Source organism: Allobosea sp. GW822-FHT05A11, assembly GCF_058800455.1.
In genome coordinates, this window is sequence record NZ_JBXAMI010000001.1 from 917,244 (window position 1) to 938,881 (window position 21,638).

Sequence of the window (21,638 nt, forward strand, 5' to 3'; positions counted from 1 at the left end):
TTTCGAGACCAGCCCGAGCGTAGCGTTCAAGAAGCGGGCGAGAACAAGAAACGATCGACCCCTATGGGCAGCGCGCTCGGCCCCTTCTCACGTCTCTCGGTCAGCCAACCGCTGCTCGCCGCCGGTTCGGCGGCGCTCGCCGGCAGCGCGGCGTCCTATGCGGCATTGGCCGGCGCTCCCGCACTGGGTGTCGCCGCTGTTGCGGGCGTCGCATTGCTCGGCGGCTTTGCCGCCTGGGGCGCGGCCCGTCCGCTCGCGCGCAGCGCGGCGGCTGCGGCGCGCCTGGCCGAAGGCGGCGAGGTCGCGCTTCCCGACGCATCCGGGTCGGGTGAGGGCGCGGATTTGTCGCGCGCGCTCGCAGCCATTCGCGAGCAGGGCCAGGAAGCCGAAAGGCTGCGCGCAGCGCTCGATCAGGGTCGCGCCAGCGTCATGCTCTGCGATCCCGATGGCCGGGTCGTCTATGTCAGCAAGGCGCTGTTGCGTTTCTTCGGCGAGGCGCAGGAGGATTTTCGCGCCGCCTTTCCGGGTTGCTCGGCCAAGGACATGCTGGGCCGCGTCATGGAGCGCGTGCAGGGCGAGCACCAGCCGGTCGGCGGCCAGCCAGTGCGCCTGACGCTCGGCCGTCGCACGATCTGCCTGACCTTGACGGCCATGGTGCGCAGCGATGGCTGCAGCCTCGGCACCGCCGTGGAATGGCGCGAGGTGACCGGGGATCTCAAGCTCGCGGCCGAGATCGTGGAACTGGTCGAGGCGGCCGAGGCCGGCGACTTTTCCCGCCGCCTGTCATCGGAAGGGCAGCCGCTGCCGCTCGGCCATGCGGTCAAAGGCCTGAATCGGATCAACGCCGCGCTTGAAGGCACGCTCGACGAGATGGCCCATGCTGTCGCCGGGGTGGCTCAAGGCGATTTCAATCGGCACGTTCCGGTGACCAGCCAGGGCAGCCTCGGTTTCCTTCAGGACAGCCTCAACGACGCCTTCGGACATGTCGGCGCGACGCTTGCGACCATTCGCGACAGCGCGGGCCGGGTTTCGCATGTCGCAGCCGAGGTCGATGCCGCGACGACGGAGCTTGCAGCGGGAGCCGGGCGGGCGGCTGCAGAGCTCGGTGAAGCCTCTGCGGCAGCCGAACAGGTCGCGGCCTCCGTCGGGCGCAGCAGCATCCGCACCCGCGAGGCCGGCGAGCTCGCCGGCGAGACGATGAGCGTCGCGCAGCAGGGGCAGGGCGTCGTCACCCGCGCTGTCGCGGCGATCGAGCGGATCGAAAGCTCGTCACTGAAGATTTCCGAGATTGTCGGGGTGATCGACGAGATCGCCTTCCAGACCAATCTGCTGGCGTTGAACGCCGCCGTCGAGGCGGCGCGCGCCGGCGATGCCGGTAGGGGTTTCGCGGTGGTCGCCTCCGAGGTGCGGTCGCTGGCGCAGCGCTCGGCGGGGGCCGCCAAGGACATCAAGGGGCTGATCGCCTCGTCGAACGGGCAGGTCGCGGAGGGCGTCGGCTTCGTCCGCGAGACCGGCACGGCACTGGAACGCATCGTCACTGCCGCGGGCAAGGTCGCAACAACGGTTTCAGAGATTTCCACGGCTACGGCCGAACAGGCACAGGGCGCCGGCGAGATGGGCCGCAGTGTGGCGAAGATGGACAAGGGTGTGAGGCAGAATGCCGCCCTGGCCGAGCGCAGCGCCGCGGCGGCTGTCGATCTCGCCGACCGGGCAGCGGCGCTGCATGCCACGATCGAAGCATTCAGCGGCGGCCATGCCGCGGTCGGCGGCGCGCTGCCGCCGCGCCGCGCCCCGGCCGCTGCGCAGCCGCCGCGGACGATGCCGCAGCCACAGCATCGCCGCGTCGCCGCCGGCGGCCGCACGGGGATTTGAGAGATGACCAGACCTGCCTCGTCGAATCCCTTTGCCATGATCCAGCCCGGCATGGCCGACGTGACGCTGACGCGCGACGACATGAAGTTCATCGCGACGCTGGTCTATGAGCAGGCCGGCATCGTGATCCGCGAGCACAAGGAGGCAATGACGCGCGGGCGCCTGGCGCGGCGCGTCAAGGCGCTCGGCATGGGTTCGGTTGCCGAGTACTGCGCCTTCCTCAAGAGCCCGCAGGCGGCGGGCGAGCTGCCGGAGCTGATCAATGCGGTGACGACCAACCACACCGCCTTCTTCCGCGAGCGCCACCATTTCGACCATCTGCGCAAGGATGTGATGCCGCGCCTGCTGCAGGAGCGGGGTGGGCGGCGCGGCCGAATACGCATCTGGTCGGCGGCCTGCTCGTCCGGCGAGGAGCCCTATTCGATCGCCGCGTCCTGCCGCGACGTGATGGGTCCGCGCAGTGATGTCGATTTCAAGATCCTGGCGACCGATATCGATACCGATATCCTGGTGCGGGCCGAGGCCGGCCTCTATCCGGCGGAGCTGTTCGAGCGCCTGCCGGGCGATGTGAAGCCCTTGCTCAAGCTCGAAGGCGGGGCAGGGCGGGGCGAGGCTCGCATCGTCGAGGAGCTGCGCCGCATGATCGCCTTCAAGCGGCTGAACCTGATCGAGAAATGGCCGATGAGCGGCCCGTTCGACGTGATCTTCTGCCGCAACGTCTTCATCTATTTCGACACGCAGACCAAGGCCTCGATCCTCGACCGTTTCGTGGCGCTGCTGGCGCCCGGCGGCTTCCTCTATCTCGGGCATTCGGAATCGCTGCCGCAACCGCATCCGAAGCTGCGCCTGATCGGCCGTACCATCTACGAGAGGACCGCATGAGCGTTTCACGGTCCTCCCGCCGTTATTTCGATCCGCGTTTCCAGGCGACGATCATCACGGTCGCGCCGGGCGAGCACGAGATCACCTCCGCCAAGGACGAGATCGTGGCGACGGTGCTCGGCTCCTGCGTCTCGGTCTGCATGCGCGATCCGGTTGCCGGTGTCGGCGGCCTCAACCACTTCCTGCTGCCGAAGAACAATGGCAATGCCGACCCCAGCGCCGGCGAGCGCTATGGCGACACCGCCATGGAAGTGCTGATCAACGACCTGCTCAAGCGCGGCGCCAAGCGCAACAATTTCGAGGCGAAGGTGTTCGGCGGTGCGCGCGTGCTCTCGGGCGCGACGATGCTGGCGATCGGCGACGGCAACATCGCCTTCGTCAACGAGTTCCTGAAGGTCGAGGGCATCCCGGTGGTCTCGCGCGATGTCGGCGGTACGCGCTCGCGGCGCATCCATTACCAGCCCTCGACGGGCCGGGCCTGGGTGCAGCACGTCCAGCCCACGGCGCGCGACAGCGGCCACGAGCAGGAAATCGCCTATCTCAACCGGCTCAAGACGCAGCCGGTGGCCGGTGAAGTGGAGGTCTGGTGATGAACATGCCGCTATCCTCCGCCACTCCGGTCAAGGTTCTCGTCGTCGACGATTCCATTCTGATGCAGAAGCTGATGACGCAGATCATCGACTCCGCGCCGGGCTTCAAGGTGATCGGCGTCGCCGGCAGCGCCGAAGAGGGCTGGGACGCGATCCAGGAGCTGCGGCCCGACGTCGTGACGCTTGATCTCGAACTGCCGGGCCGGCACGGCCTCAAGCTCCTGGCGCGCGTCCTCAAGCAGGATCCGCTGCCGGTGCTGATCGTCTCGGCCTTCGGCGGGCCGGGCGCCGACAACACCATTCAGGCGCTGGAGCTCGGCGCTATCGACTTCATCGAGAAGCCAGATGGCACGACTCATACGCTCGACGGCTTCATGAAGCATCTCGTCGCAGCGCTGCAGCGCGCCGCGGCCAGCCGCAAGATGCTCGCCGCCGCACGGCAGGTGGCCCAGGCCGCCGTGCCCGCCCGCCCTGCCGCGCCCTCGCCGCGCGAGCCAGCCCGCGCCGGCAAGACCTCGCTGATCGCGATCGGCGCCTCGACCGGCGGCGTTCCGGCCGTGCAGACGGTGATGCGGGATCTCGCGCCGCTCAGGTTGCCGATCGTCGTGGTGCAGCACATGCCGCCGGGCTATACGGCGAAATTCGCGGCCCGGCTTGCGACCGCGACCGGTCTCGATGTCCATGAGGCCGTCGACGGCGACAGGCTGAAGCCAGGGATGGCGGTGGTGGCGCCCGGTGGTTCGCGCCATCTCGAGATCGAGGAGCGGCGCGGCGAATTCGTCTGCGCGCTACGCGAAGGGCCGCTGGTCAGCGGCCACTCGCCGTCGGTCGACGTGATGTTCCATTCGGTGGCGCGCAGCGCCGGCAGCCACGCGGTCGGGATCCTGCTCACCGGCATGGGGCGCGACGGTGCTGACGGTTTGTTAGCCATGCGCAAAGCCGGCGCCGAGACGTTAATCCAAAGCGGTGAGACCTGCGTGGTAAACGGGATGCCGAAAGCGGCCTATGAACTGGGAGCGACCGAGCGGGTCGTTCCGCTTACCCAGATTGGTACCGCGGTCAGCCAGTTGATCGGCGAGAGGCCGAACCTGCGCACCGCGTAAGGAGATTGTGATGTCAAAGGCCAGAAGCGAATACCGCATCCTGGTGGTCGACGACCAGAAGAGCATGCGCGGCCTGGCGACCTATTTCCTCAAGCAGATCGAGTTCCAGGACATCGACGAGGCGGAGAACGCCCGCGAAGCGCTGATGAAGATGCAGACCAAGCGCTACGACCTGCTGCTGCTCGACTGGAACATGGACGGCATGAGCGGCATCGACCTGTTGCGCGCGATCCGCTCGGTGCCGGAGCTGAACCAGATCAAGATCATCATGGCGACCTCGGAACGCTCGGTCGACAAGATGGACGAGGCGACCAGCAACGGAGCCGACCACTACGTCGTGAAGCCCTATGAATTGCGCGATCTCGAAGTGCGGGTGAAGAAGGTCCTCGCCTGCTGAGGCTTTCTCCGGTCTCGCCATCGTGAAGCGAAGCCCCGTAGCCGTTGGCTGCGGGGCTTTCTGCTTTCGGGCATGATGCGTCGGTTCGGTTGTCGGATCGGAGAGAAGCCATGCTGCCGTCACGCCGCCAGATCGTCGCCGGGATCGCCGGAGCGGCTTCTGCTGGCCTCATCTCTCGCGAGGCTGCGGCGCAGGCTCTCACCGGCGCCCATGCCTTCGGCTTCGACAAACCGGGGGGCGGGCGCCTGCCGCTGGCCGATTATCGCGGCCGGCCGATCCTCGTCGTTAACACGGCGACGCGCTGCGGCTATGCCGGGCAGATGGCGACGCTGGAGCAGCTCTGGCAGCGCTACCAGACGCGCGGTCTGATGCTCGTCGCGGTGCCTAGCAATGATTTCGGCGGGCAGGAACCGCTTGACGGCGCGGCCATCGCCGAGGCTGCAAAGCAGAGCCATGGCGCGACCTACACCTTCGTCGAGAAAAGCGTGGTGCGCGGGCCGGAGGCGCATCCGTTCTATCGCTGGGCCGCGTCGGAAAAGCCGGCCGACACGCCGCGCTGGAACTTCCACAAATACCTGGTCGGCCGTGACGGCGCGCTGCTCGGCGGTTTCCCGGCCGCGACCGATCCGCTCTCGCCGCAGCTCGTGCAGGCGATCGGGCGGGAACTGGCGGCGGGGTAGTCGTTCAGGCTTTTGGCTTTGCGCCCGGACGGAACGCCGCGATCAACGCCGGATCGGTCTCCAGCCACGGCCCCTCGATCAGGTCGATGCAATAGGGGATCGCCGGCATCACCGCGTCCAGGCATTCGGCGATGGCGCGGGGGCGGCCGGGCAGGTTGACGATCAGGGATTTGCCCCGGATGCCGGCCGTCTGGCGCGAGAGGATCGCGGTCGGGACCTTGGCGAGGCTGACTTGGCGCATCAGTTCGCCGAAGCCGGGCATCGGCTTCTCGACGACATCTTCCGTAGCCTCCGGTGTGACGTCGCGCGGTGCAGGGCCGGTGCCGCCGGTGGTGACGATCAGGCAGCAGCCTTCGCGGTCGGCGAGAACGCGCAGCGTTTCGGCGATCACGGCGCGGTCGTCGGGGATGACGCGCGCAACGGCTTCCCAGGGGGAGGTCAGGACCTTCCTGAAATAGGCCTCGATCGCCGGCCCGCCCTCATCGGCGTAGATGCCGGCCGAGGCGCGGTCGGAGACCGTGACGATTCCAATCCGGGCGGTCGCGGTCATCGGCTCTCTCCTGCGGGCGGGCCTGCTCTATCGGTGGCGTGGATGAATGGTCAAGCGGGCTCTCGCCAGCTCCGGAGCGATCTGGTAGCGCAGCGCCATGCGCTCTGCCGCCTCGGCCCCATCTCCCACCGGCAACGGCTTCGCCGCCAGCTTCGCGGCGACGGTGGCGCTTGTCGTTGGGCTTCTGGCCGTGCTGACCCTTTGGCGCGACCCCTATTGGGTGTTCCGCGACAGCCCGCCCTGGACCCGTGACGGCGCCGGTGCGAGCCGCCTGCTCGATGTCGAGATGCGCCTGATCAAGCCGCTCCAGATTGCGAGGCTGAAGCCGCAGACGCTGCTAATCGGCTCGTCGGTGGTCTATCGCAGCCTCGATCCGCGCGATGCCTCCGGCGTCGGGGGCCAAGTCTACAATGCCGGCGTCTCCGCCCTGATGGCGCGCGAATTGCCGACGCTCGCGGCTTTGGCCGTCGATGTCGGTAGTGTCAGGCAGGTCGTGATCGAGCTCGACTATTTCATGTTCACCGCCTGGCCGCCGCCACCGCCGATCGACCGGAAGCTCGCGACGGCATCGGGCCGCCGGGAGGCCCTCGTTTCGATCGTGCTGAATCCGAAGGCGATCGACAACCTGCGCGGGCGGCAGTCCCGAAGGACGGAGCCCGGCCTCTGGCATGGCGACGGCTACAAGGCGACGCCGGATTTCGATGCGGAGCTGGTGGGCAGGATCACCCGCGAACAGAACATCGCGGCGATGGTCTACCGGCCGGGCGATCTGGCCCATCTCGAACGCGCGCTCGATCTGCTTCGGACGCGGAAGGTCACGATCGTCCTGTCGCCGATGAGCGCGGCCCAGCGGCAGCTGGTCATGGATGGCGGGCGCGGCGCCGAACTGGCGGCCTGGCGGCGGGACGTCGCCGCGTTGGTGGCGGCGCGCGGCCTGCCGTTCCATGATCTTGTCTCAGGCCATCCGTTCGAGGATTTCGATCCCGCCAAGGCGTCGTCGCGCTACTGGCTCGACACCCTGCATTTCAAGCCGGTGGTCGGCCGCTGGCTGCTCGGGCGGATCGGGCTCGGACGGCTTCCCGCAGGCGCCTGAGCCACATCCGGCTGAGGGCCGCGGCCTGCGCTGCGCCGGGGCGGCCGGGGCCGACGCGGATGATGGCATTGGCCATCTCGCGGCGCTCGCCCCAGACATAGGTGCCGGCATCGACGCCTTCGCCGGCGCCGCTGTCGAAGAAGGCCGGCGGTGTCCCGTTGAAATCGGCCTGCAGCATGGCGATCGTCAGGGTCCGGCCGGGCGAATGGCGGCTTTGCGTCTCGTCATAGGCGATCTTGAGGAAATGCCGGCGGTTGCCGCTTTCGACCAGCAGGCCCATGGCGATGGCGCGGCCGTCATGCAGCAGGGTGTCGATCAGCAGCGTGTCGTCGTTGGCGCAAAGCTCGGCCAGGCGGCGGATATAGGCGGCGTCCGCCGGCAGGCAGGCGATGGCTGTGCCGGCTTCACCCTTCCAGCCGGAGGCTTCGAGCGTGAGGAAGGCGTCGAGCGCCTCCAGCGCGCCGCGGCCCCGGTTACGCCGGAAGGTGAGGGCGCCCTGCTTCGCCACGGCCCGGAACTGCTGCATCCGCTTCTTGTAGGCGGAGCCGAGCGCGCGGCGCAGATAGCTCTCGAAGCTGTCCTCCGGGCGCGGGATCATCACCGGCCGGACCCAGCGCTCATAGGTCGAGATCGCGCTGCCGGTCTGGCGGCAGGCTTCGGCGAGGGCGGCATGACAGGGGCCGTCGAGCGGCAGCAGCGGAAGCAGCAAACGGTGCGGCAGGTCGCGCGAGGCGCGCAGATAGCGCATCAGGGCGCGGGCCGCTTCCGCCGCGTGGTCGCGGTCGAGCACCGGCAGCGAAGACACTTCGTAGAGCGGCACGAGCGGCGCGGCGAGAGCCGGGGTGAAGCCGCTGCGCCAGCCCTTCACGCGCCGGAAGGCCCAGATTCCGACGAGCTGTTCGAAGTCGAGCGCTTCGCTGAGCCAGGCGCAGAGCACGACGATCTCGCCTTCCGGCACCAGCGTCGTCGCGGCCGAGACCGCAGCCGGTGCCATATGCGGATTGGGCTCGAGCGCGTGGCGGGCGAGTTCCGCGAAAACCGGCCCCAGCTCCGCGTAAGCGGCGGGGCCGAGGCGCCTGACGACGATTCCCGTGCTCAAGACCGATGGCCGTTCCGGTTCGGCAGGCGCCATTCGCCGCGTAGGGCGAGGACGAAGGCGATCACCTGCGCCGTGGCGCGGTAGAGTTCCTCGGGAATCTGGTCGTCGAGTTCGACCGCCGAGAGCGCCTGCGCAAGGATCGCGTTCTGCTCGACCTCGACATCGTGCTCCCTGGCTGTCTCGACGATGCGCTCGGCCAGTTCGCCACGGCCCTTGGCGGTGACGCGCGGCGCGCCATGTCCGTCATATTCCAGCGCGACGGCGATGCGGGGCGGTCGCGGCGTGCTCATGACAGGCGGTCCAGGAACTGGCCGGCGGTCGGCTGCACCACGCGGGGTTGGCCGGTGTGGATGTCGATGACACCGCTGGCGAAATCGGCATCGAGCAGCGCGCCTTCGAGGCCGGGCGCGGCGCCGCGCAGGAGCTGGCTGGTCTCCTCGCGCTCGGCCCAGATCGAGACGCCGACATCGCGGCCCTGCAAGGTGACGACGCCTTGCAGCGGCCCCATCGGCTCGACATCGAGCGCGAAGCGGATGCGCCAGAGCGGCGCGCTCACCCCTTGCACGTCGCGGCGCGGGGCGTCCCGCTCGACCTGGAGCGGCAGGATCGCGGTGCCCTGATGGAAGGAGATCGGGATCTCGGCGAGCCAGCGCTGCGCTGCTTGCGTGCCGTCCTGCCGGGTGGGCTCGAGCGGCAGCGAGGCGTATTGCGCAAGCTTGATCCGGTCGAGCGCGGCTTCGGTCTGGTCGAGCAGCGTCTCGGCGATGGCGAGCGGCTTCTCGGCCGGGTGGAGCGTCGGCTCGACGGCGGGTTGCAGCGCGAGCGGGCCGTCCCGGCGCGGCGGGGCGAGGCGGGCGGGCTGGTCGGTGGAAGCGAGCTCCGCCGGCCGATCCACCGCCTGGCCATTGTCGTGCTCATGTCGGCCCGCCTTCGGGTCCGGCGACAGGGCGTCGATGATCGGCAGCAAGGTCTCGCGCAGCGCCTGCAACCCGGCCTTGAGGTCGCCCTGCCGGGGCTGCGGCAGGCCCGCGGCCTGCCGCGTGTCGAGGAAGAGCCCGGAGGCCTGGAAGGCCTGCTTGAGCCTTGCCGCCGTCGGCGCCTGCCGCTCGGCCGGAACGGCCTGGGCGAGCACCTGCTGGATCGCGGGCGGCAGCGTTTTCGGCAGGGCCAGCGAAATCGTTCCCTGCGCCAGCGCACGCAGATTGGCGAAGAGCGGGGCGAGCCCAGCCTGCCGCTGCAGGACGGGGCCGAGCAGCGGTCCCGCGATCGCGCGGGCGATCACCGCTGTCGGGATGGCGGGGAAAGCGGCTGCGGTCGCTGTCGAGGTTGCCGGGGGCGTGCTGGCAGGAGCCTGACCGGCGAGCGCCGCAGGTGCGTGCGCCGCCGCGGCCGGTGCTGGTACGGGGACCTGGGCCGCAGGAGCGCCGAGCGTCTGCAGGGCCTGCTGCAGGAAGGCCTGCTGCATCGCCACCGGGGAAGGCGGGTGCGCGGCCTGTGCGGCAGCCGGCGCGGCCAGTGTGGCAGCCTGTGGAACAGGAGAAGGCACAGACGCCATCGGCGGGCGGACCGAAACCGGTGATGCCGGGGCTGCATCCGGCTGCGCAGGCGCGGGCGCTGGGGCTGGTTGCGCCTCGGCTTGCCCGGGCGCTGGCGCATTGGGCGGGCGCACTTCGACCAAGGTAGCGCGCAGATCGCCGCCTTGCTGTTCGGGCGGATCGAGGCGCAACAGCAGGGTGGCGCCGGGCTGCAGAGCCGCCTGCCTCGCCTGCGGACCGGCGAGGATGAGCGCGACCCTGGTTTCGCCGATCATGGCGGTCGCGGTGCCATCCGGCTCCAGCGAGGCGAGCCTGGCTTGCACCGTCCGGCCAGCCGTCAGCTCTCCGCCTGAGTCGAGCGCCTGCAGCAGAGTGGCGAGGGTCTGGCTCTTGACGAGCTGGGCGAGATTCATCGGGCGACCACGTGAGGACGCAGTACCCTGTCATGAAAGATTAAGCGTTTCCTTGCCGACCGGCCGCGTCATGCAGGGCGTGCCTGCGCGCCGGGCGCTGGCCTCGGGCGCGCCGCTGCGGCAGGGTTGGCCATCGCGTTCGAGGATTTCAGCCATGGATTACCGCCGTCTCGGCCGTTCCGGCCTCAAGGTTTCGCCGCTCTGCCTGGGCACCATGATGTTCGGCGGCCCGGCCGACGAGGCGACCTCGCGCCGGATCATCGACAGCGCGCACGAAGCCGGCATCAATTTCATCGATACGGCCGATGTCTATAACGAGGGCCAGTCCGAAGAGGTGACCGGCCGCGCCATCGCCAACCATCGTCATGACTGGGTGCTGGCGACGAAGGTCGCGAACCCCATGGGCAAGGGGCCGATGAATGGCGGGCTGTCGCGGCGCTGGATCATGCGCGCCTGCGAGGACAGCCTGCGCCGGCTCGGCACCGGGACCATCGATATCTACTACCTCCACAAGGAGGATCACACGACGCCGCTGGAGGAGACGGTGCATGCGATCGCCGATCTCGTGCGCCAGGGCAAGATCCGGCATTTCGGCGTCTCGAACTACCGCGCCTGGCGATTGGCCGAGATCTGCCGGCTCTGCGACGAGCTCGGCATCGACCGCCCTGTGGTGAGCCAGCCTTATTACAACGCGATGAACCGCATGCCGGAGGTCGAGCACCTGCCGGCCTGCGGCTATTTCGGGCTGGGTGTCGCCTCCTACTCGCCGCTGGCGCGCGGCGTTCTGACCGCGAAATACGCGCCGGGGCAGGCGCCGGCGGAGGGCACGCGCGCCGGGCGCGGCGACCGCCGGATGATGCAGGCGGAGTGGCGCGAGGAAAGCCTGATCATCGCCCAGACGATCAAGGACCATGCGGCAGGCAAGGGGCTGACGCCGATCCAGTTCGCGGTGCGCTGGGTGCTCAACAACGCCTTCGTCACGGCCGCGATCGCCGGCCCGCGCACTTTCGAGCAGTGGGAAGCCTATCTCGCGGCGCTCGATGCCGGCTTCGACGCGGAGGACGAGGCGCTGGTCGACCGGTTGGTGCCGGCTGGTCACCCCTCGACGCCGGGCTACAGCGACCCGGCCTATCCGCTGGAAGGGCGCGTCAGCCGCGCCTGAGATCGATCCCTCAGTTCATCATGCAGAAGCCGTTGACCACGACATCCGTCTGGCACCACGGCTTCTTGGCCTCGCTGTTCGCGGTGAGGCGCAGTGGCACGGGTTCCTCGCGCTGGGCGGTTGCCGGCGGGAAGGGGACGCGCTGGGGCTGGCCAGTCGCGGCCTGTGAGCGGCTCGCGCCGGCGGCGATGCCGGGCACGACGACGACGCTGCGACTGGTCTTGGCTGGCGCGGCCGAACTGCGCCCGCCGGCGCGGAACTTGGCGGCCTCGGCCTGAACGGGCAGCAAGGTGGCGGTCGCGAGCAGGCAGGCAAGGGCGGCGATGCGGCGCATGAGAACGGTCTCCCGGTTGCCGAGAGGATGCCGCGATCTGCCGCAACGGCAAGGAAAGCCTGAAATCAGCCTCAGCGAGGCGTTAACGCCGGCGCTCAGGCGGCTGCGCGTGGCCGTGTGAGGCTGTCCCAGGCCGCCATCGCGCCCTGGGCGATCGTCTCCAGCATTGTTCGCGATGCGCCGTCGCGCGCCTGGATCGACATGCCCTGCTGGACGGTGACGTAGTAGCTCGCGACCGGATGCGGATCGAACGCGGCGGGCAATTCGCCCTCGGCGCTCGCCCGCCGCAGCCGTTCCTCGATCATGCCGACGCTACCGGCGCGCATCTCGCGCAGGATGCGGCTGGTCTCGTCGCCGACGCCGATGGCGTTGACCGCCGAGAGAACGACCATGCAGCCCGGCGGCCGACCGGGCCGGGTGAAGGTCCGGGCGCTGGCCATCAGATAGCCTTCAAGTGCCGCGCGTGCCGTCGGTTCGTTCTGTAGCGGCGCGAGGATGTCGTCGCTCTCAGTCGCGGCGAAATGGTGGACGGCCTCACGGTAAAGTTCCTCCTTGCTGCCGAAGGCGGCGTAGAGGCTGGGCGAATTGATGCCCATTGCTTCGGTGAGGTCGCTCATCGAGGCGGCCTGGTAGCCGCGCTCCCAGAACACCTCCATGGCGCGCTCCAGCGCCGCCAGCCGGTCGAAACTGCGTGGACGGCCGCGTTCGGCCATGGCCCGCCTCTCTCAAAAATATTCTGTTACGATCATTATATATTTAACTTGACGCCCGCAGGCAAGCGCGCCAGTTATTATGTATCGATCATCACATAAATGGAGTTTGCCATGTCACGCCTTGCCGGAAAGCGCGCTCTCGTCACCGGCGGCAGCCGCGGAATCGGCGCCGCCATCGCCCGCAGGCTCGCTGCCGAGGGCGCCGATGTCGCGCTGACCTATGAACGCTCCGCTGACAAGGCAGCTGCGGTCGTGAAGGAGATCGAGGCGCTCGGTCGCAAGGGCTTCGCCATCGCTGCCGACAGCGCCGATCCTGCGGCGGTTACGAGCGCTGTCGATGCGGCAGCGAAGGCGCTCGGCGGTCTCGATATCCTCGTCAACAATGCCGGAATCTATCGCGGCGGCCCGGTCGCGGACTGGAGCCTTGCCGATATCGACGCGACGCTCGCCGTCAATGTTCGCGCGGTGGTGCTCGCCTCGCAGGCTGCGGCGGCGCATCTCGGTGAGGGCGGGCGGGTCATCTCGACCGGCTCCTGCCTCGCCGACCGGGTCGTCGAACCCGATGTCACGCTCTACGCGATGAGCAAGGCGGCGCTGATCGGCTTCACCAAGGGGCTGGCGCGCGATCTCGGCCCGCGCGGGATCACCGTCAACATTGTCCATCCCGGCTCGACCGATACCGACATGAATCCGGCCGGCGGCCCCGGTGCCGACGCCCAGCGGGCGCGCATGGCGATCCCGCGCTATGGCCAGCCGGAGGATATCGCCGGGCTGGTCGCTTATCTCGCGAGCGAGGAGGCGCGTTTCATCACTGGTGCCGGCTTCGCCATCGACGGTGGCGTGAACACCTGAAGAGCGTCGATCCGGGGGAAGCCCCCCAAGCACTCGTCATGGTCGGGCTTGTCCCGACCATCCACGTCTTCGCTGGTCGAAGGTCGCGTTCAAGACGTGGATGCTCGCCACAAGGGCGAGCATGACGTGAGAGCCCTCATCCCCACGATTTCTCCGTCGGCCTGCCCCGGATCAGTGCCCGGGCAGGACGATCATGGTGGGCCTGGCCGGCAGCGTCGCCTTGCTCAGCGTGATCGTCGCCTGGTCGCGGCGCTCGACCGGCCAGATATCCTGCGTGCGGGCGAGGAAGCGTGAGAGCGTGCCGCCACCGAAGAAATGCATGGGGATCATCACCCGCGCCTGGATCGATTTCAGGACATCCAGCATGCCGGACTGGTCGAGCGTATAGCTGCCGTCGACCGGGAAGAGCACGATGTCGACCCGGCCGAGCGCCCGCAGATGGCCGGGCTCCAGCGGATGATGCAGATGGCCGAGATGGGCGATGCAGAGCTCGCCGATCTCGAAGACGAAGATCGAGTTGCCGTCGTAATCGGTGCCGCCCTCATAGGTTCGGATATTGGTCGGCACGTTGCGGACCCGGACATCGCCGAGCGTGAGGTCGTGCCGCGCCGCGCCCTGGCCGGATAGGTCCCAGCCGGGCAGGACATGCTTGATCGCGGGATCGGGGCTGCGCGAGTTATGCGTCGAATGTGCCTTGTTCATCGTGGCGATGTCGGGCGTCACCGGCGGGCGGACATAGTCGTTGTAATCGGTTGCGATCTTCACGCCGCCCGGCGTCTCGATCAGGAAGGTGGCGTGGCCGACGAAGGTGAGCCTCGCCTCGTCCTTCGCCAGTTGCACCCGCTGGATCGGCAGGCGCAGGCTCGCCATTTCCGGCCGGCAGCCGGGTTCGTTCGACTGGGCGCGGGCGGGCAGCGTGGCCAGCAGCGCCAGGGTCAGACTCACTAGAACACGCAACAGGACGGCGGGCAGGCTCATCGGCGGGCTCCGGCATCACTCAGGCCATGGGAGCTTCCGGCAAAATCCGGGCCGGGGGAAGGGCGCCTGGATCGCTCTACCGGTTTTGTGAAAGGCACCTGCTCCACCGGCAGGCGGTTGCGGGCGGCGCGCCCGGTCGCTACATAGCGGCCAGATTTCCCGACATCCCGTGTCGCAGCCCCCGAAAGCGGAGCCCGCTCGCCCCATGTCCCGCCAGTTCATCTACCATATGCGCGGCCTGTCCAAGACCTATCCGGGCGGCAAGCAGGTGCTGAAGGACATCCACCTGTCCTTCTACCCGGATGCCAAGATCGGCGTGCTCGGCGTCAACGGCGCCGGCAAGTCGACCCTTCTCAAGATCATGGCGGGGTTCGACAAGGAGTGGACCGGCGAGGCCTGGGTCGCCGAAGGCGCGCGCGTCGGCTACCTGCCGCAGGAGCCGAAGCTCGACGAGACGCTGACCGTCCGCGAGAACGTGATGCTCGGCGTCGCTCCCCAAAAGGCGATCCTCGACCGCTACAACGAGCTCGCCATGAACTATTCGGACGAGACCGCCGACGAGATGACCAATCTCCAGGACGAGATCGAGGCCAAGGGGCTGTGGGATCTCGATTCCAAGGTCGACCAGGCGATGGACGCGCTGCGCTGCCCGCCGGATGACTGGCAGGTCGACAAGCTCTCGGGCGGTGAGCGCCGCCGCGTCGCGATGTGCAAGCTCCTGCTGGAGCAGCCTGAACTGCTGCTGCTCGACGAGCCGACCAACCATCTTGACGCCGAGACCACCGCCTGGCTCGAAGGCCATCTGCGGACCTATCCGGGCGCGATCCTGATCGTCACCCACGATCGCTATTTCCTCGACAACGTCACGAGCTGGATTCTCGAGCTCGATCGCGGCCAGGGCATCCCTTACGAGGGCAACTACTCGGCCTGGTCGGTGCAGAAGCAGAAGCGCCTCGCCCAGGAAGGCCGCGAGGACGTCTCGCGCCAGAAGACGCTGGAGCGCGAAGCCGAATGGATGGCCGCTTCGCCCAAGGCCCGCCAGGCCAAGAGCAAGGCCCGCATCCAGCGCTATGACGAGCTCGTCCAGAAGGCCAACAACAAGGGGCCGGACACCGCCCAGATCATCATCCCGATCGCCGAGCGGCTGGGCAACAACGTCGTCGATTTCGAGGACCTGTCGAAGGGCTTCCAGGACAAGCTGCTGATCGACGGCCTCTCGTTCAAGCTGCCGCCCGGCGGCATCGTCGGCGTGATCGGCCCCAACGGCGCCGGCAAGACCACGCTGTTCAAGATGATCACCGGGGTCGAGAAGCCTGATGCCGGCACGATCAAGGTCGGCGAGAGCGTCCAGCTCGGCTATGTCGACCAGAGCCGCGACTCGCTCGACGACAAGAAGAACGTCTGGGAGGAGATCTCGGGCGGCAACGACATCCTCTATCTCGGCAAGCGCGAGATCAATTCCCGCGCCTATTGCTCGGCGTTCAACTTCAAGGGCGGCGACCAGCAGAAGAAGGTCGGCTCGCTCTCCGGCGGTGAGCGCAACCGCGTCCACCTCGCCAAGATGCTGAAGTCCGGCGCCAACCTGCTGCTGCTCGACGAGCCGACCAACGACCTCGACGTCGACACGCTGCGCGCACTGGAAGAGGCGCTGGAGGACTATGCGGGCTGCGCCGTGATCATCAGCCACGATCGCTGGTTCCTCGACCGCATCGCGACCCATATCCTCGCCTTCGAGGGCGACAGCCATGTCGAATGGTTCGAAGGCAATTTCGCCGATTACGAGGAAGACAAGAAGCGCCGCCTCGGCATCGACTCGACCATTCCGAAGCGCATCCAGTACAAGAAGTTCTCGCGCTGAGTGATTGATATCTGACTCAAAAAGCCCCGCGGTGCCGCCAGGTCCGCGGGGCTTTTTCATGTCTTGCTTCAAGACGAGGCAAGGCACGGCGACGTCCGGGCTGGACTCCCGCCGCGCCCCGGCTTCAACTGACGGCATGCTGACCCTCGACCATCTCACCGTGATCGCGCCGACGCTGGCGGAGGGCGTCGCGCATGTTCGTGACTGCCTCGATCTCGACGTCCCCTTCGGCCAGCGGCACGGCTATATGGGGACCTACAATCATCTGCTTCAGCTCGGCGACATGACCTATCTGGAGATCGTCGCGCGCGATCCCGACGGTGCGTCTCCTGGGCGGGCCCGCTGGTTCGGGCTGGACGACGAGAAGCAGGTCGAGCGGGATTGGGATGCCGGCCGCCGTTTGCGCGGCTGGGTCGCGCGGACGAACCGGATCGACGCTGTCCTTGCGGGCCGGGAGGCGATCTTCGGGCGAAAGGTTGCGCTGCCGATGGACGCTCCGGCTTTCGATTTCGCCATTCCCGATGACGGCTCGTTGCCCTGGGGCGGGGCGGTGCCTTCGCTCATAGACCGGCGCGGCAAGGCACGTTCGATGGCGTCGATCGCCGATCTCGGCGCTCGCTTGCGCGGGTTCTCGCTGGAGCATCCGGAGGCCGAGGCAATCGCGGCGCTGTTGCTGGAGCTTGGGACGGAGCGGGGCTCCGTCGTCAGCCATGGGCCAGAGCTGCGCTATCGCGCACAGATCGACACGCCCGGCGGGGTGAAGGAATTGTCCTGACCGTCGCGTCCGGCCGACGATGGCGGGCTACATCCGTTCGCCGGGTATCCGGCTCGCCTGCCTGACCCAGTCCGAGAACTGCGCTTCGTCGAAGGCGTCGTTCTCGTGGATGTCGAGATAGCGCACCTCCTTCTGCTTGGACGGGTCGGGCGGGACCGGATCCAGTGAGGCGCCCTTGAAGAAAGACACCTTCACATAGCGCGTGAAGCAGTGGATGCCGAGAAACCATTCACTGTTGCCCATGCCGTAGAGCGGAGAGTTCCACTTCACCGCCTTCTGCACATCCGGCACAGCTTTCACGATCAGGTCGTCGATGCGCCGGCCGATCGCGCTCTTCCAGCCGGGCATGGCGGCGATATAGGCTTGAACCGGCGCATCGCCGGCGCCCTTCGGGATCTGCGGGTTGCCGCCCGATAGAAGGCGCGGCCTGTCGTCTTCGCTCATGCTGTCGCTCCTGCCGGGCGTGCCCCGGCGCGGCCATGGTAGGGAGGCGGGCAGGCGGTCTGCAACCGCCGCTTGCGGCGCTGGGGAACGCTCCGGCGTCGACTGCGACGCTGTGACATGGCTCCCGATTAGTCCGGCGGGCAGCGCTTTTCCCTTGGGAATCAGCGTATTTCGACCGGGGCTACGAGTGGCAAGCAGGCCCGGTATGCGGCTCTCTTCTGGCGACTTAAGTTATGATTAAGCCAGCGGCTCCTAGGAGCAGAGTCGCGCCCAAGGCTATTCTACGCCTTGGATCTGATAAATCCGATCTGGAACTGGTCAAGTTGTTGATCGTGTTCTTGCTGCCATGACGTGAAGGTTGATTATGACTAGCCAGTATATCCAGGGTATGGTGCAGGACGTGAAGAAGGGCGGCCTGTCGCGGCGCTCCTTCATCCAGAAAATGGCGGCGCTGGGCATCACCGCGCCGATCGCGAGCCAGATCCTCGCCTGGAACGATGTCGCGATGGCCAATGCCACGCTCGAATACAAGCCGACCAAGGCCGGCGGCGGTGGTCCGCTGAAGATGCTGCTGTGGCAGGCTCCGACCCTGCTCAACCCGCATTTCGCCTCGGGCACCAAGGACCAGATCGCGTCGCGCGTGTTCTACGAGCCGCTCGCTGGCTGGGACAAGGAAGGCAACCTGATCCCGCAGCTCGCGGCCGAAGTTCCCAGCAAGGCCAATGGCGGCCTGTCCGAGGATGGCACGACCGTCACCTGGAAGCTGAAGAAGGACGTGAAGTGGCATGACGGCAAGCCGTTCACGGCCGAGGACGTCGTCTTCACCTGGGAATACGCCGCCGACCCGGCGACCGCCGCCTACACCACCGGCGCCTACAAGGACATCAAGGTCGAGAAGGTCGACGATTTCACCGTCAAGGTGATCTTCGCCAAGCCGACGCCGTTCTGGGCCGATCCCTTCGTCGGCGTCGCTGGCATGATCATCCCGAAGCATCATTTCGGTGACTACAAGGGCGCCAAGTCCCGCGAGGCTCCGGCCAACCTGAAGCCCGTCGGCACCGGCCCCTACAAGTTCGCCGAGTTCAAGCCGGGCGACATCCTGTCGGGCACCCGCAACGAGAGCTATCACGTCGCCAATCGTCCGCATTTCGATACGTTCGAGATCAAGGGCGGTGGTGATGCGGTCTCGGCGGCCCGTGCCGTCCTCCAGACCGGCGAATACGACTACGCCTGGGATACGCTGGTCGAGGACGAAGTCCTCAAGCGCATGGAGATGGGCGGACGCGGCAAGATCAGTGCGGCCCCGGCCGGTGACATCGAGTTCGTCACGCTGAACACGACCGACCCGTGGACCGAGGTCGATGGCGAGCGCTCGAGCGCCAAGACCAAGCACCCGACCCTGTCGGACCCGGCCGTGCGCCAGGCGATCAACCTGCTGATCGATCGCGACTCGATCCAGAAGTTCATCTATGGCCGCGCCGGCGCTGCCACGGCGAGCTTCGTGAACGAGCCCAAGCAGTTCAAGTCGGAGAAGCTCAAGTACGAGTTCAGCATCGAGAAGGCCAACAAGATCCTCGACGAGGCCGGCTGGAAGAAGGGCTCGGACGGCATCCGCGAGAAGGATGGCAAGAAGCTCAAATACGTCTTCCAGACCTCGATCAACGCTCCGCGCCAGAAGGTGCAGGCCATCATCAAGCAGGCCTGCCAGCGCGCCGGCATCGATATCGAGCTGAAGTCGGTGACGGCCTCGGTGTTCTTCTCGTCGGATGTCGCCAACCCCGACACCTACACCAAGCTCTATACCGACATCGAGATGTACACGACCACGCAGCCGCAGCCCGATCCGGAGCGTTTCCTCAACCAGTTCACCTCCTGGGAAGTCGCCAGCAAGGAGAACAAGTGGCTGGGCCGCAACGTCTCGCGCTACACCGACCCGGCTGCGGACGAGGCCTACAAGGCCGCCCAGAAGGAGCTCGACCCGGCCAAGCGCGCAGCGCTGCTGATCAAGGTCAACGAGATCTTCTGCGAGGCCAACGTCATCCTGCCGATCCTGTCGCGCAAGAAGGTCGTCGCCGCGTCGAACACCCTCTCGCATGACCATTCGGGCTGGGACGTCGACACCTGGAACCTCTCGTCCTGGTATCGCGCCTAATCTGGAAATCGGTCCCTTGCGGAGAGCGATCTCTGCAAGGGTGATGCAATGAAGAAGGCCCGGCGGAGCTGCTCCGCCGGGCCTTCTCGATGGTTGTTGGCTGTTTGGCCGGAGGAGCTGTGTCAGCTCGCCAGCCGCTTGATCGCCCCGGCGCGACCGCCGACGAGGATGCGCTCGTCGACATCCTTGATATCGCGCAGGCCGCAGAGCGCCATGGTGGTGTCGAGCTCCTTGCGGATGATGTCGAGCGCGGCGGTGACGCCCTGCTCGCCCATGGCGCCGAGCCCATAGAGGAAGGCGCGGCCGATGAAGGTGCCGTGCGCGCCGAGCGCGATCGCCTTGAGCACGTCCTGGCCCGAGCGGATGCCGCCATCGAACAGGACCTCGACGCGGTTGCCGACCTGCTCGACGATGCCGGGCAGGGCCTCGATCGAGGAGAGCGCGCCGTCGAGCTGGCGGCCGCCATGGTTCGAGACGATCAGGGCGTCGGCGCCGCTCTTGGCCGCCATCTCGGCGTCTTCCGGATCGAGGATGCCCTTGAGGATCAGCTTGCCGCCCCATTGCTCCTTGATCCACTGGACGTCGTCCCAGTTCAGCTGCGGGTCGAACTGGCTGGCGGTCCAGGAGGAGAGCGAGGACATGTCGGCGACGCCGGTGACATGGCCGACGATGTTGCCGAACTGACGGCGCGGCGTGTCCAGCATCTTCAGGCACCAGCGTGGCTTGAAGGCGAGGTTGATCAGGTTGGCCAGCGTCGGCTTCGGCGGGGCTGAGAGGCCGTTGCGGATGTCCTTGTGGCGCTGGCCGAGGATCTGAAGGTCGAGCGTCAGCACCAGGGCCGAGCAGCCGGCCGCCTTGGCGCGCTGGATCAGGCGCGAGATGAAGTCGCGGTCCTTCATCACATAGAGTTGGAACCAGAACGGCGCGCTGGTGTGGTTCGCGACGTCCTCGATCGAGCAGATGCTCATGGTCGAGAGCGTGAAGGGCACGCCGGCCTTGGCGGCGGCCTTGGCCGCGAGGATCTCGCCATCGGCGTGCTGCATGCCGGTGAGGCCGGTGGGCGCGAGCGCGACCGGCATCGCGACCGGCTGGCCGATCATCTCGGACGCGAGCGAACGATTGGTCATGTCGACGGCGACGCGCTGGCGCAGCTTCACCTTGGCGAAATCGGTCTCGTTGGCGCGATAGGTGCCCTCGGTCCAGGCGCCGGAATCAGCGTAGTCGTAGAACATGCGCGGCACGCGGCGCTTGGCCAGAAGGCGCAGGTCTTCGATGGTCAGGGGCTGGGCCATGTCTCGTCTCGCCGTTGGCGTCCCGTCTTGTCCTTCCGGCTTGCTCGCATGCTGGCCGGCAGGGCGCAACCGTTCGCCGCGCAAACGGGCCTGCGTCAGGAGACCGCCCTGTGCCAAGACACGGAGCATGCTGACGAAACCTTGACGAAAGGCGGCAGGGCTTGCCTGAGCTTTCATCTCGACAAGGACCGGTTTTCGGTCAATCCTACCTTACCGGCATAGGGGCCATGCGTTCAGTGCCGGTGAGAGACGCTTTGGCTTCGAGGGATGTGGCGATGGCGACCGGAACCGTGAAATGGTTCAATACTGAGAAGGGGTTCGGCTTCATTCAACCGGCGGAAGGCGGCAAGGATGTGTTCGTTCACATCACGGCCGTGAAAGAGGCCGGCATGATGACGCTGACGGAAGGGCAGCAGGTTTCGTTCGAGTTGAAGACCGAGCGCGGCAAGACGGCCGCGGGCGATCTGAAAGTACTCTGAGACTGCTCTGTTGCCGTGAGGTTCGCCTGCCGCGCGCGGCGGGATGCTGGCGAGCGCGTGCCTGAAAGATAACGACCGGATCGGCGTTGTCGCCGTATGTCCGGCGCTGCTCCTTTGATCCGACATGATGCACCGAAAGCCCCGTCCAGGTCTGGCCTGCGGGGTTTTCTTGCTTGAGAATCCGTGGGATGCGCGGAGCCGGACGCACCAGGCGGCCCCTGGTTCTTTCGCTCACGCAGAAGCGCCGCGCGGCTGACGCGGGAAGATCGCGCCCCCGTCCGTCTTGGCTTCGCCGAGCCACCTTATCCCGGCGGGGAGAAGGAAGAACCCGTCCTATCTTCCGCACGACAATCCGCTTGCACGAACGGCGCGTTCGATATAAAGA

Annotated in this window: 23 protein-coding genes; 13 read left to right on the forward strand and 10 right to left on the reverse strand. The window is 67.4% G+C overall.

Features of this window, described 5'->3' with window-relative positions; all coding sequences use genetic code 11:
• Positions 1-63 precede the first annotated feature (63 nt).
• The 6 genes from AC1RLU_RS04485 to AC1RLU_RS04510 all read left to right on the forward strand — a co-directional run bounded on the left by AC1RLU_RS04485 (position 64) and on the right by AC1RLU_RS04510 (position 5,524).
• Positions 64-1,872 (forward strand): methyl-accepting chemotaxis protein, encoded by a 1,809-nt coding sequence (locus AC1RLU_RS04485; protein ID WP_492794083.1) that lies wholly within the window; start codon positions 64-66, stop codon positions 1,870-1,872.
• 3 nt (positions 1,873-1,875) lie between these two features.
• The gene (locus tag AC1RLU_RS04490; RefSeq protein ID WP_492794085.1) at positions 1,876-2,754 is read left to right on the forward strand and encodes a CheR family methyltransferase; all 879 of its coding nucleotides are present in this window, start codon (positions 1,876-1,878) and stop codon (positions 2,752-2,754) included.
• Entirely contained in the window at positions 2,751-3,344 is a 594-nt protein-coding gene (locus AC1RLU_RS04495; protein ID WP_061966743.1) for a hypothetical protein, read from the forward strand. Before AC1RLU_RS04490 ends, AC1RLU_RS04495 begins: the two co-directional genes overlap by 4 nt.
• Entirely contained in the window at positions 3,344-4,447 is a 1,104-nt protein-coding gene (gene cheB, locus AC1RLU_RS04500; RefSeq protein ID WP_142112663.1) for a chemotaxis-specific protein-glutamate methyltransferase CheB, read from the forward strand. The genes AC1RLU_RS04495 and cheB overlap by 1 nt, the downstream gene beginning before the upstream one ends.
• 10 nt (positions 4,448-4,457) lie before the next feature.
• On the forward strand, positions 4,458-4,844 hold the full coding sequence (locus AC1RLU_RS04505) for a response regulator (RefSeq protein WP_047578914.1): 387 nt from the start codon (positions 4,458-4,460) through the stop codon (positions 4,842-4,844).
• A gap of 110 nt (positions 4,845-4,954) precedes the next feature.
• A complete protein-coding gene (locus AC1RLU_RS04510) occupies positions 4,955-5,524 on the forward strand; it encodes a glutathione peroxidase (RefSeq protein ID WP_492794086.1) in 570 nt (189 codons plus the stop codon).
• A 4-nt stretch (positions 5,525-5,528) separates the two neighbouring features.
• On the opposite strand, the gene mog is transcribed toward AC1RLU_RS04510, so the two are convergent.
• Positions 5,529-6,074, reverse strand: coding sequence for a molybdopterin adenylyltransferase (gene mog, locus AC1RLU_RS04515; protein ID WP_492794088.1), 546 nt, complete (start codon positions 6,072-6,074; stop codon positions 5,529-5,531).
• Between the two features lie 97 nt (positions 6,075-6,171).
• Between mog and AC1RLU_RS04520 the strand changes: the two genes are divergently transcribed.
• Complete coding sequence (locus AC1RLU_RS04520) at positions 6,172-7,167, forward strand: hypothetical protein (RefSeq protein ID WP_492794090.1); 996 nt, start codon at positions 6,172-6,174, stop codon at positions 7,165-7,167.
• Here AC1RLU_RS04520 and AC1RLU_RS04525 read toward each other — a convergent pair.
• Genes AC1RLU_RS04525 through AC1RLU_RS04540 form a run of 4 tightly spaced genes read right to left on the reverse strand, consistent with a single transcriptional unit; the run spans position 7,100 to position 10,370 of the window.
• Complete coding sequence (locus AC1RLU_RS04525) at positions 7,100-8,266, reverse strand: GNAT family N-acetyltransferase (protein ID WP_492794092.1); 1,167 nt, start codon at positions 8,264-8,266, stop codon at positions 7,100-7,102. The genes AC1RLU_RS04520 and AC1RLU_RS04525 overlap by 68 nt on opposite strands.
• Positions 8,263-8,556, reverse strand: coding sequence for an EscU/YscU/HrcU family type III secretion system export apparatus switch protein (locus tag AC1RLU_RS04530; protein WP_113587609.1), 294 nt, complete (start codon positions 8,554-8,556; stop codon positions 8,263-8,265). Before AC1RLU_RS04530 ends, AC1RLU_RS04525 begins: the two co-directional genes overlap by 4 nt.
• Positions 8,553-10,214 carry a flagellar hook-length control protein FliK gene (gene fliK / locus AC1RLU_RS04535; protein ID WP_492794094.1) on the reverse strand — a complete coding sequence of 554 codons (1,662 nt, stop codon included), beginning with the start codon at positions 10,212-10,214 and terminating at the stop codon, positions 8,553-8,555. The genes AC1RLU_RS04530 and fliK overlap by 4 nt, the downstream gene beginning before the upstream one ends.
• 30 nt (positions 10,215-10,244) lie before the next feature.
• Positions 10,245-10,370 carry a hypothetical protein gene (locus AC1RLU_RS04540; RefSeq protein ID WP_280140793.1) on the reverse strand — a complete coding sequence of 42 codons (126 nt, stop codon included), beginning with the start codon at positions 10,368-10,370 and terminating at the stop codon, positions 10,245-10,247.
• Between AC1RLU_RS04540 and AC1RLU_RS04545 the strand changes: the two genes are divergently transcribed.
• The gene (locus tag AC1RLU_RS04545) at positions 10,369-11,376 is read left to right on the forward strand and encodes an aldo/keto reductase (RefSeq protein WP_142112653.1); all 1,008 of its coding nucleotides are present in this window, start codon (positions 10,369-10,371) and stop codon (positions 11,374-11,376) included. The genes AC1RLU_RS04540 and AC1RLU_RS04545 overlap by 2 nt on opposite strands.
• Before the next feature lie 10 nt (positions 11,377-11,386).
• Here the strand turns inward: AC1RLU_RS04545 and AC1RLU_RS04550 are convergent, their stop codons facing one another.
• Positions 11,387-11,710 carry a hypothetical protein gene (locus tag AC1RLU_RS04550; RefSeq protein WP_492794096.1) on the reverse strand — a complete coding sequence of 108 codons (324 nt, stop codon included), beginning with the start codon at positions 11,708-11,710 and terminating at the stop codon, positions 11,387-11,389.
• A 95-nt stretch (positions 11,711-11,805) separates the two neighbouring features.
• Positions 11,806-12,423, reverse strand: coding sequence for a TetR/AcrR family transcriptional regulator (locus tag AC1RLU_RS04555; protein WP_492794098.1), 618 nt, complete (start codon positions 12,421-12,423; stop codon positions 11,806-11,808).
• 111 nt (positions 12,424-12,534) lie between these two features.
• Between AC1RLU_RS04555 and AC1RLU_RS04560 the strand changes: the two genes are divergently transcribed.
• A complete protein-coding gene (locus AC1RLU_RS04560) occupies positions 12,535-13,275 on the forward strand; it encodes an SDR family NAD(P)-dependent oxidoreductase (RefSeq protein ID WP_492794099.1) in 741 nt (246 codons plus the stop codon).
• Positions 13,276-13,446: 171 nt separating this feature from the next.
• On the opposite strand, the gene AC1RLU_RS04565 is transcribed toward AC1RLU_RS04560, so the two are convergent.
• Positions 13,447-14,253 carry an MBL fold metallo-hydrolase gene (locus AC1RLU_RS04565; RefSeq protein ID WP_492794100.1) on the reverse strand — a complete coding sequence of 269 codons (807 nt, stop codon included), beginning with the start codon at positions 14,251-14,253 and terminating at the stop codon, positions 13,447-13,449.
• Positions 14,254-14,458: 205 nt separating this feature from the next.
• Here AC1RLU_RS04565 and ettA point away from each other — a divergent pair, with 205 nt between their 5' ends.
• Together ettA and AC1RLU_RS04575 are read left to right on the forward strand one after the other, a co-directional pair.
• Complete coding sequence (ettA, locus tag AC1RLU_RS04570) at positions 14,459-16,111, forward strand: energy-dependent translational throttle protein EttA (RefSeq protein WP_091856419.1); 1,653 nt, start codon at positions 14,459-14,461, stop codon at positions 16,109-16,111.
• Between the two features lie 136 nt (positions 16,112-16,247).
• A complete protein-coding gene (locus tag AC1RLU_RS04575; protein WP_492794102.1) occupies positions 16,248-16,886 on the forward strand; it encodes a VOC family protein in 639 nt (212 codons plus the stop codon).
• A gap of 27 nt (positions 16,887-16,913) precedes the next feature.
• Here the strand turns inward: AC1RLU_RS04575 and AC1RLU_RS04580 are convergent, their stop codons facing one another.
• Entirely contained in the window at positions 16,914-17,330 is a 417-nt protein-coding gene (locus AC1RLU_RS04580) for a DUF1801 domain-containing protein (RefSeq protein WP_492794103.1), read from the reverse strand.
• A 364-nt stretch (positions 17,331-17,694) separates the two neighbouring features.
• Between AC1RLU_RS04580 and AC1RLU_RS04585 the strand changes: the two genes are divergently transcribed.
• Complete coding sequence (locus tag AC1RLU_RS04585; RefSeq protein WP_492794104.1) at positions 17,695-19,482, forward strand: peptide ABC transporter substrate-binding protein; 1,788 nt, start codon at positions 17,695-17,697, stop codon at positions 19,480-19,482.
• 122 nt (positions 19,483-19,604) lie between these two features.
• On the opposite strand, the gene AC1RLU_RS04590 is transcribed toward AC1RLU_RS04585, so the two are convergent.
• Entirely contained in the window at positions 19,605-20,774 is a 1,170-nt protein-coding gene (locus tag AC1RLU_RS04590; protein WP_061966760.1) for an alpha-hydroxy acid oxidase, read from the reverse strand.
• 275 nt (positions 20,775-21,049) lie between these two features.
• Here AC1RLU_RS04590 and AC1RLU_RS04595 point away from each other — a divergent pair, with 275 nt between their 5' ends.
• Positions 21,050-21,253, forward strand: a complete 204-nt coding sequence (locus tag AC1RLU_RS04595; protein WP_061966761.1) for a cold-shock protein — start codon at positions 21,050-21,052, stop codon at positions 21,251-21,253.
• Positions 21,254-21,638: the final 385 nt, after the last annotated feature.

What these genes read in the sequence shown, in the direction of transcription:
- AC1RLU_RS04540 (WP_280140793.1), bottom strand. Translation starts at nt 10,370, where the DNA reads ATGGCTGAAATCCTCGAACGCGATGGCCAACCCTGCCGCAGCGGCGCG.
- AC1RLU_RS04565 (WP_492794100.1), bottom strand. Translation starts at nt 14,253, where the DNA reads ATGAGCCTGCCCGCCGTCCTGTTGCGTGTTCTAGTGAGTCTGACCCTG.
- cheB (WP_142112663.1), top strand. Translation starts at nt 3,344, where the DNA reads ATGAACATGCCGCTATCCTCCGCCACTCCGGTCAAGGTTCTCGTCGTC.
- AC1RLU_RS04560 (WP_492794099.1), top strand. Translation starts at nt 12,535, where the DNA reads ATGTCACGCCTTGCCGGAAAGCGCGCTCTCGTCACCGGCGGCAGCCGC.
- ettA (WP_091856419.1), top strand. Translation starts at nt 14,459, where the DNA reads ATGTCCCGCCAGTTCATCTACCATATGCGCGGCCTGTCCAAGACCTAT.
- AC1RLU_RS04550 (WP_492794096.1), bottom strand. Translation starts at nt 11,710, where the DNA reads ATGCGCCGCATCGCCGCCCTTGCCTGCCTGCTCGCGACCGCCACCTTG.
- AC1RLU_RS04520 (WP_492794090.1), top strand. Translation starts at nt 6,172, where the DNA reads ATGCGCTCTGCCGCCTCGGCCCCATCTCCCACCGGCAACGGCTTCGCC.
- fliK (WP_492794094.1), bottom strand. Translation starts at nt 10,214, where the DNA reads ATGAATCTCGCCCAGCTCGTCAAGAGCCAGACCCTCGCCACTCTGCTG.
- AC1RLU_RS04585 (WP_492794104.1), top strand. Translation starts at nt 17,695, where the DNA reads ATGACTAGCCAGTATATCCAGGGTATGGTGCAGGACGTGAAGAAGGGC.
- AC1RLU_RS04505 (WP_047578914.1), top strand. Translation starts at nt 4,458, where the DNA reads ATGTCAAAGGCCAGAAGCGAATACCGCATCCTGGTGGTCGACGACCAG.
- AC1RLU_RS04555 (WP_492794098.1), bottom strand. Translation starts at nt 12,423, where the DNA reads ATGGCCGAACGCGGCCGTCCACGCAGTTTCGACCGGCTGGCGGCGCTG.
- AC1RLU_RS04485 (WP_492794083.1), top strand. Translation starts at nt 64, where the DNA reads ATGGGCAGCGCGCTCGGCCCCTTCTCACGTCTCTCGGTCAGCCAACCG.
- AC1RLU_RS04580 (WP_492794103.1), bottom strand. Translation starts at nt 17,330, where the DNA reads ATGAGCGAAGACGACAGGCCGCGCCTTCTATCGGGCGGCAACCCGCAG.
- AC1RLU_RS04590 (WP_061966760.1), bottom strand. Translation starts at nt 20,774, where the DNA reads ATGGCCCAGCCCCTGACCATCGAAGACCTGCGCCTTCTGGCCAAGCGC.
- AC1RLU_RS04490 (WP_492794085.1), top strand. Translation starts at nt 1,876, where the DNA reads ATGACCAGACCTGCCTCGTCGAATCCCTTTGCCATGATCCAGCCCGGC.
- AC1RLU_RS04495 (WP_061966743.1), top strand. Translation starts at nt 2,751, where the DNA reads ATGAGCGTTTCACGGTCCTCCCGCCGTTATTTCGATCCGCGTTTCCAG.
- AC1RLU_RS04510 (WP_492794086.1), top strand. Translation starts at nt 4,955, where the DNA reads ATGCTGCCGTCACGCCGCCAGATCGTCGCCGGGATCGCCGGAGCGGCT.
- AC1RLU_RS04545 (WP_142112653.1), top strand. Translation starts at nt 10,369, where the DNA reads ATGGATTACCGCCGTCTCGGCCGTTCCGGCCTCAAGGTTTCGCCGCTC.
- AC1RLU_RS04595 (WP_061966761.1), top strand. Translation starts at nt 21,050, where the DNA reads ATGGCGACCGGAACCGTGAAATGGTTCAATACTGAGAAGGGGTTCGGC.
- mog (WP_492794088.1), bottom strand. Translation starts at nt 6,074, where the DNA reads ATGACCGCGACCGCCCGGATTGGAATCGTCACGGTCTCCGACCGCGCC.
- AC1RLU_RS04530 (WP_113587609.1), bottom strand. Translation starts at nt 8,556, where the DNA reads ATGAGCACGCCGCGACCGCCCCGCATCGCCGTCGCGCTGGAATATGAC.
- AC1RLU_RS04575 (WP_492794102.1), top strand. Translation starts at nt 16,248, where the DNA reads ATGCTGACCCTCGACCATCTCACCGTGATCGCGCCGACGCTGGCGGAG.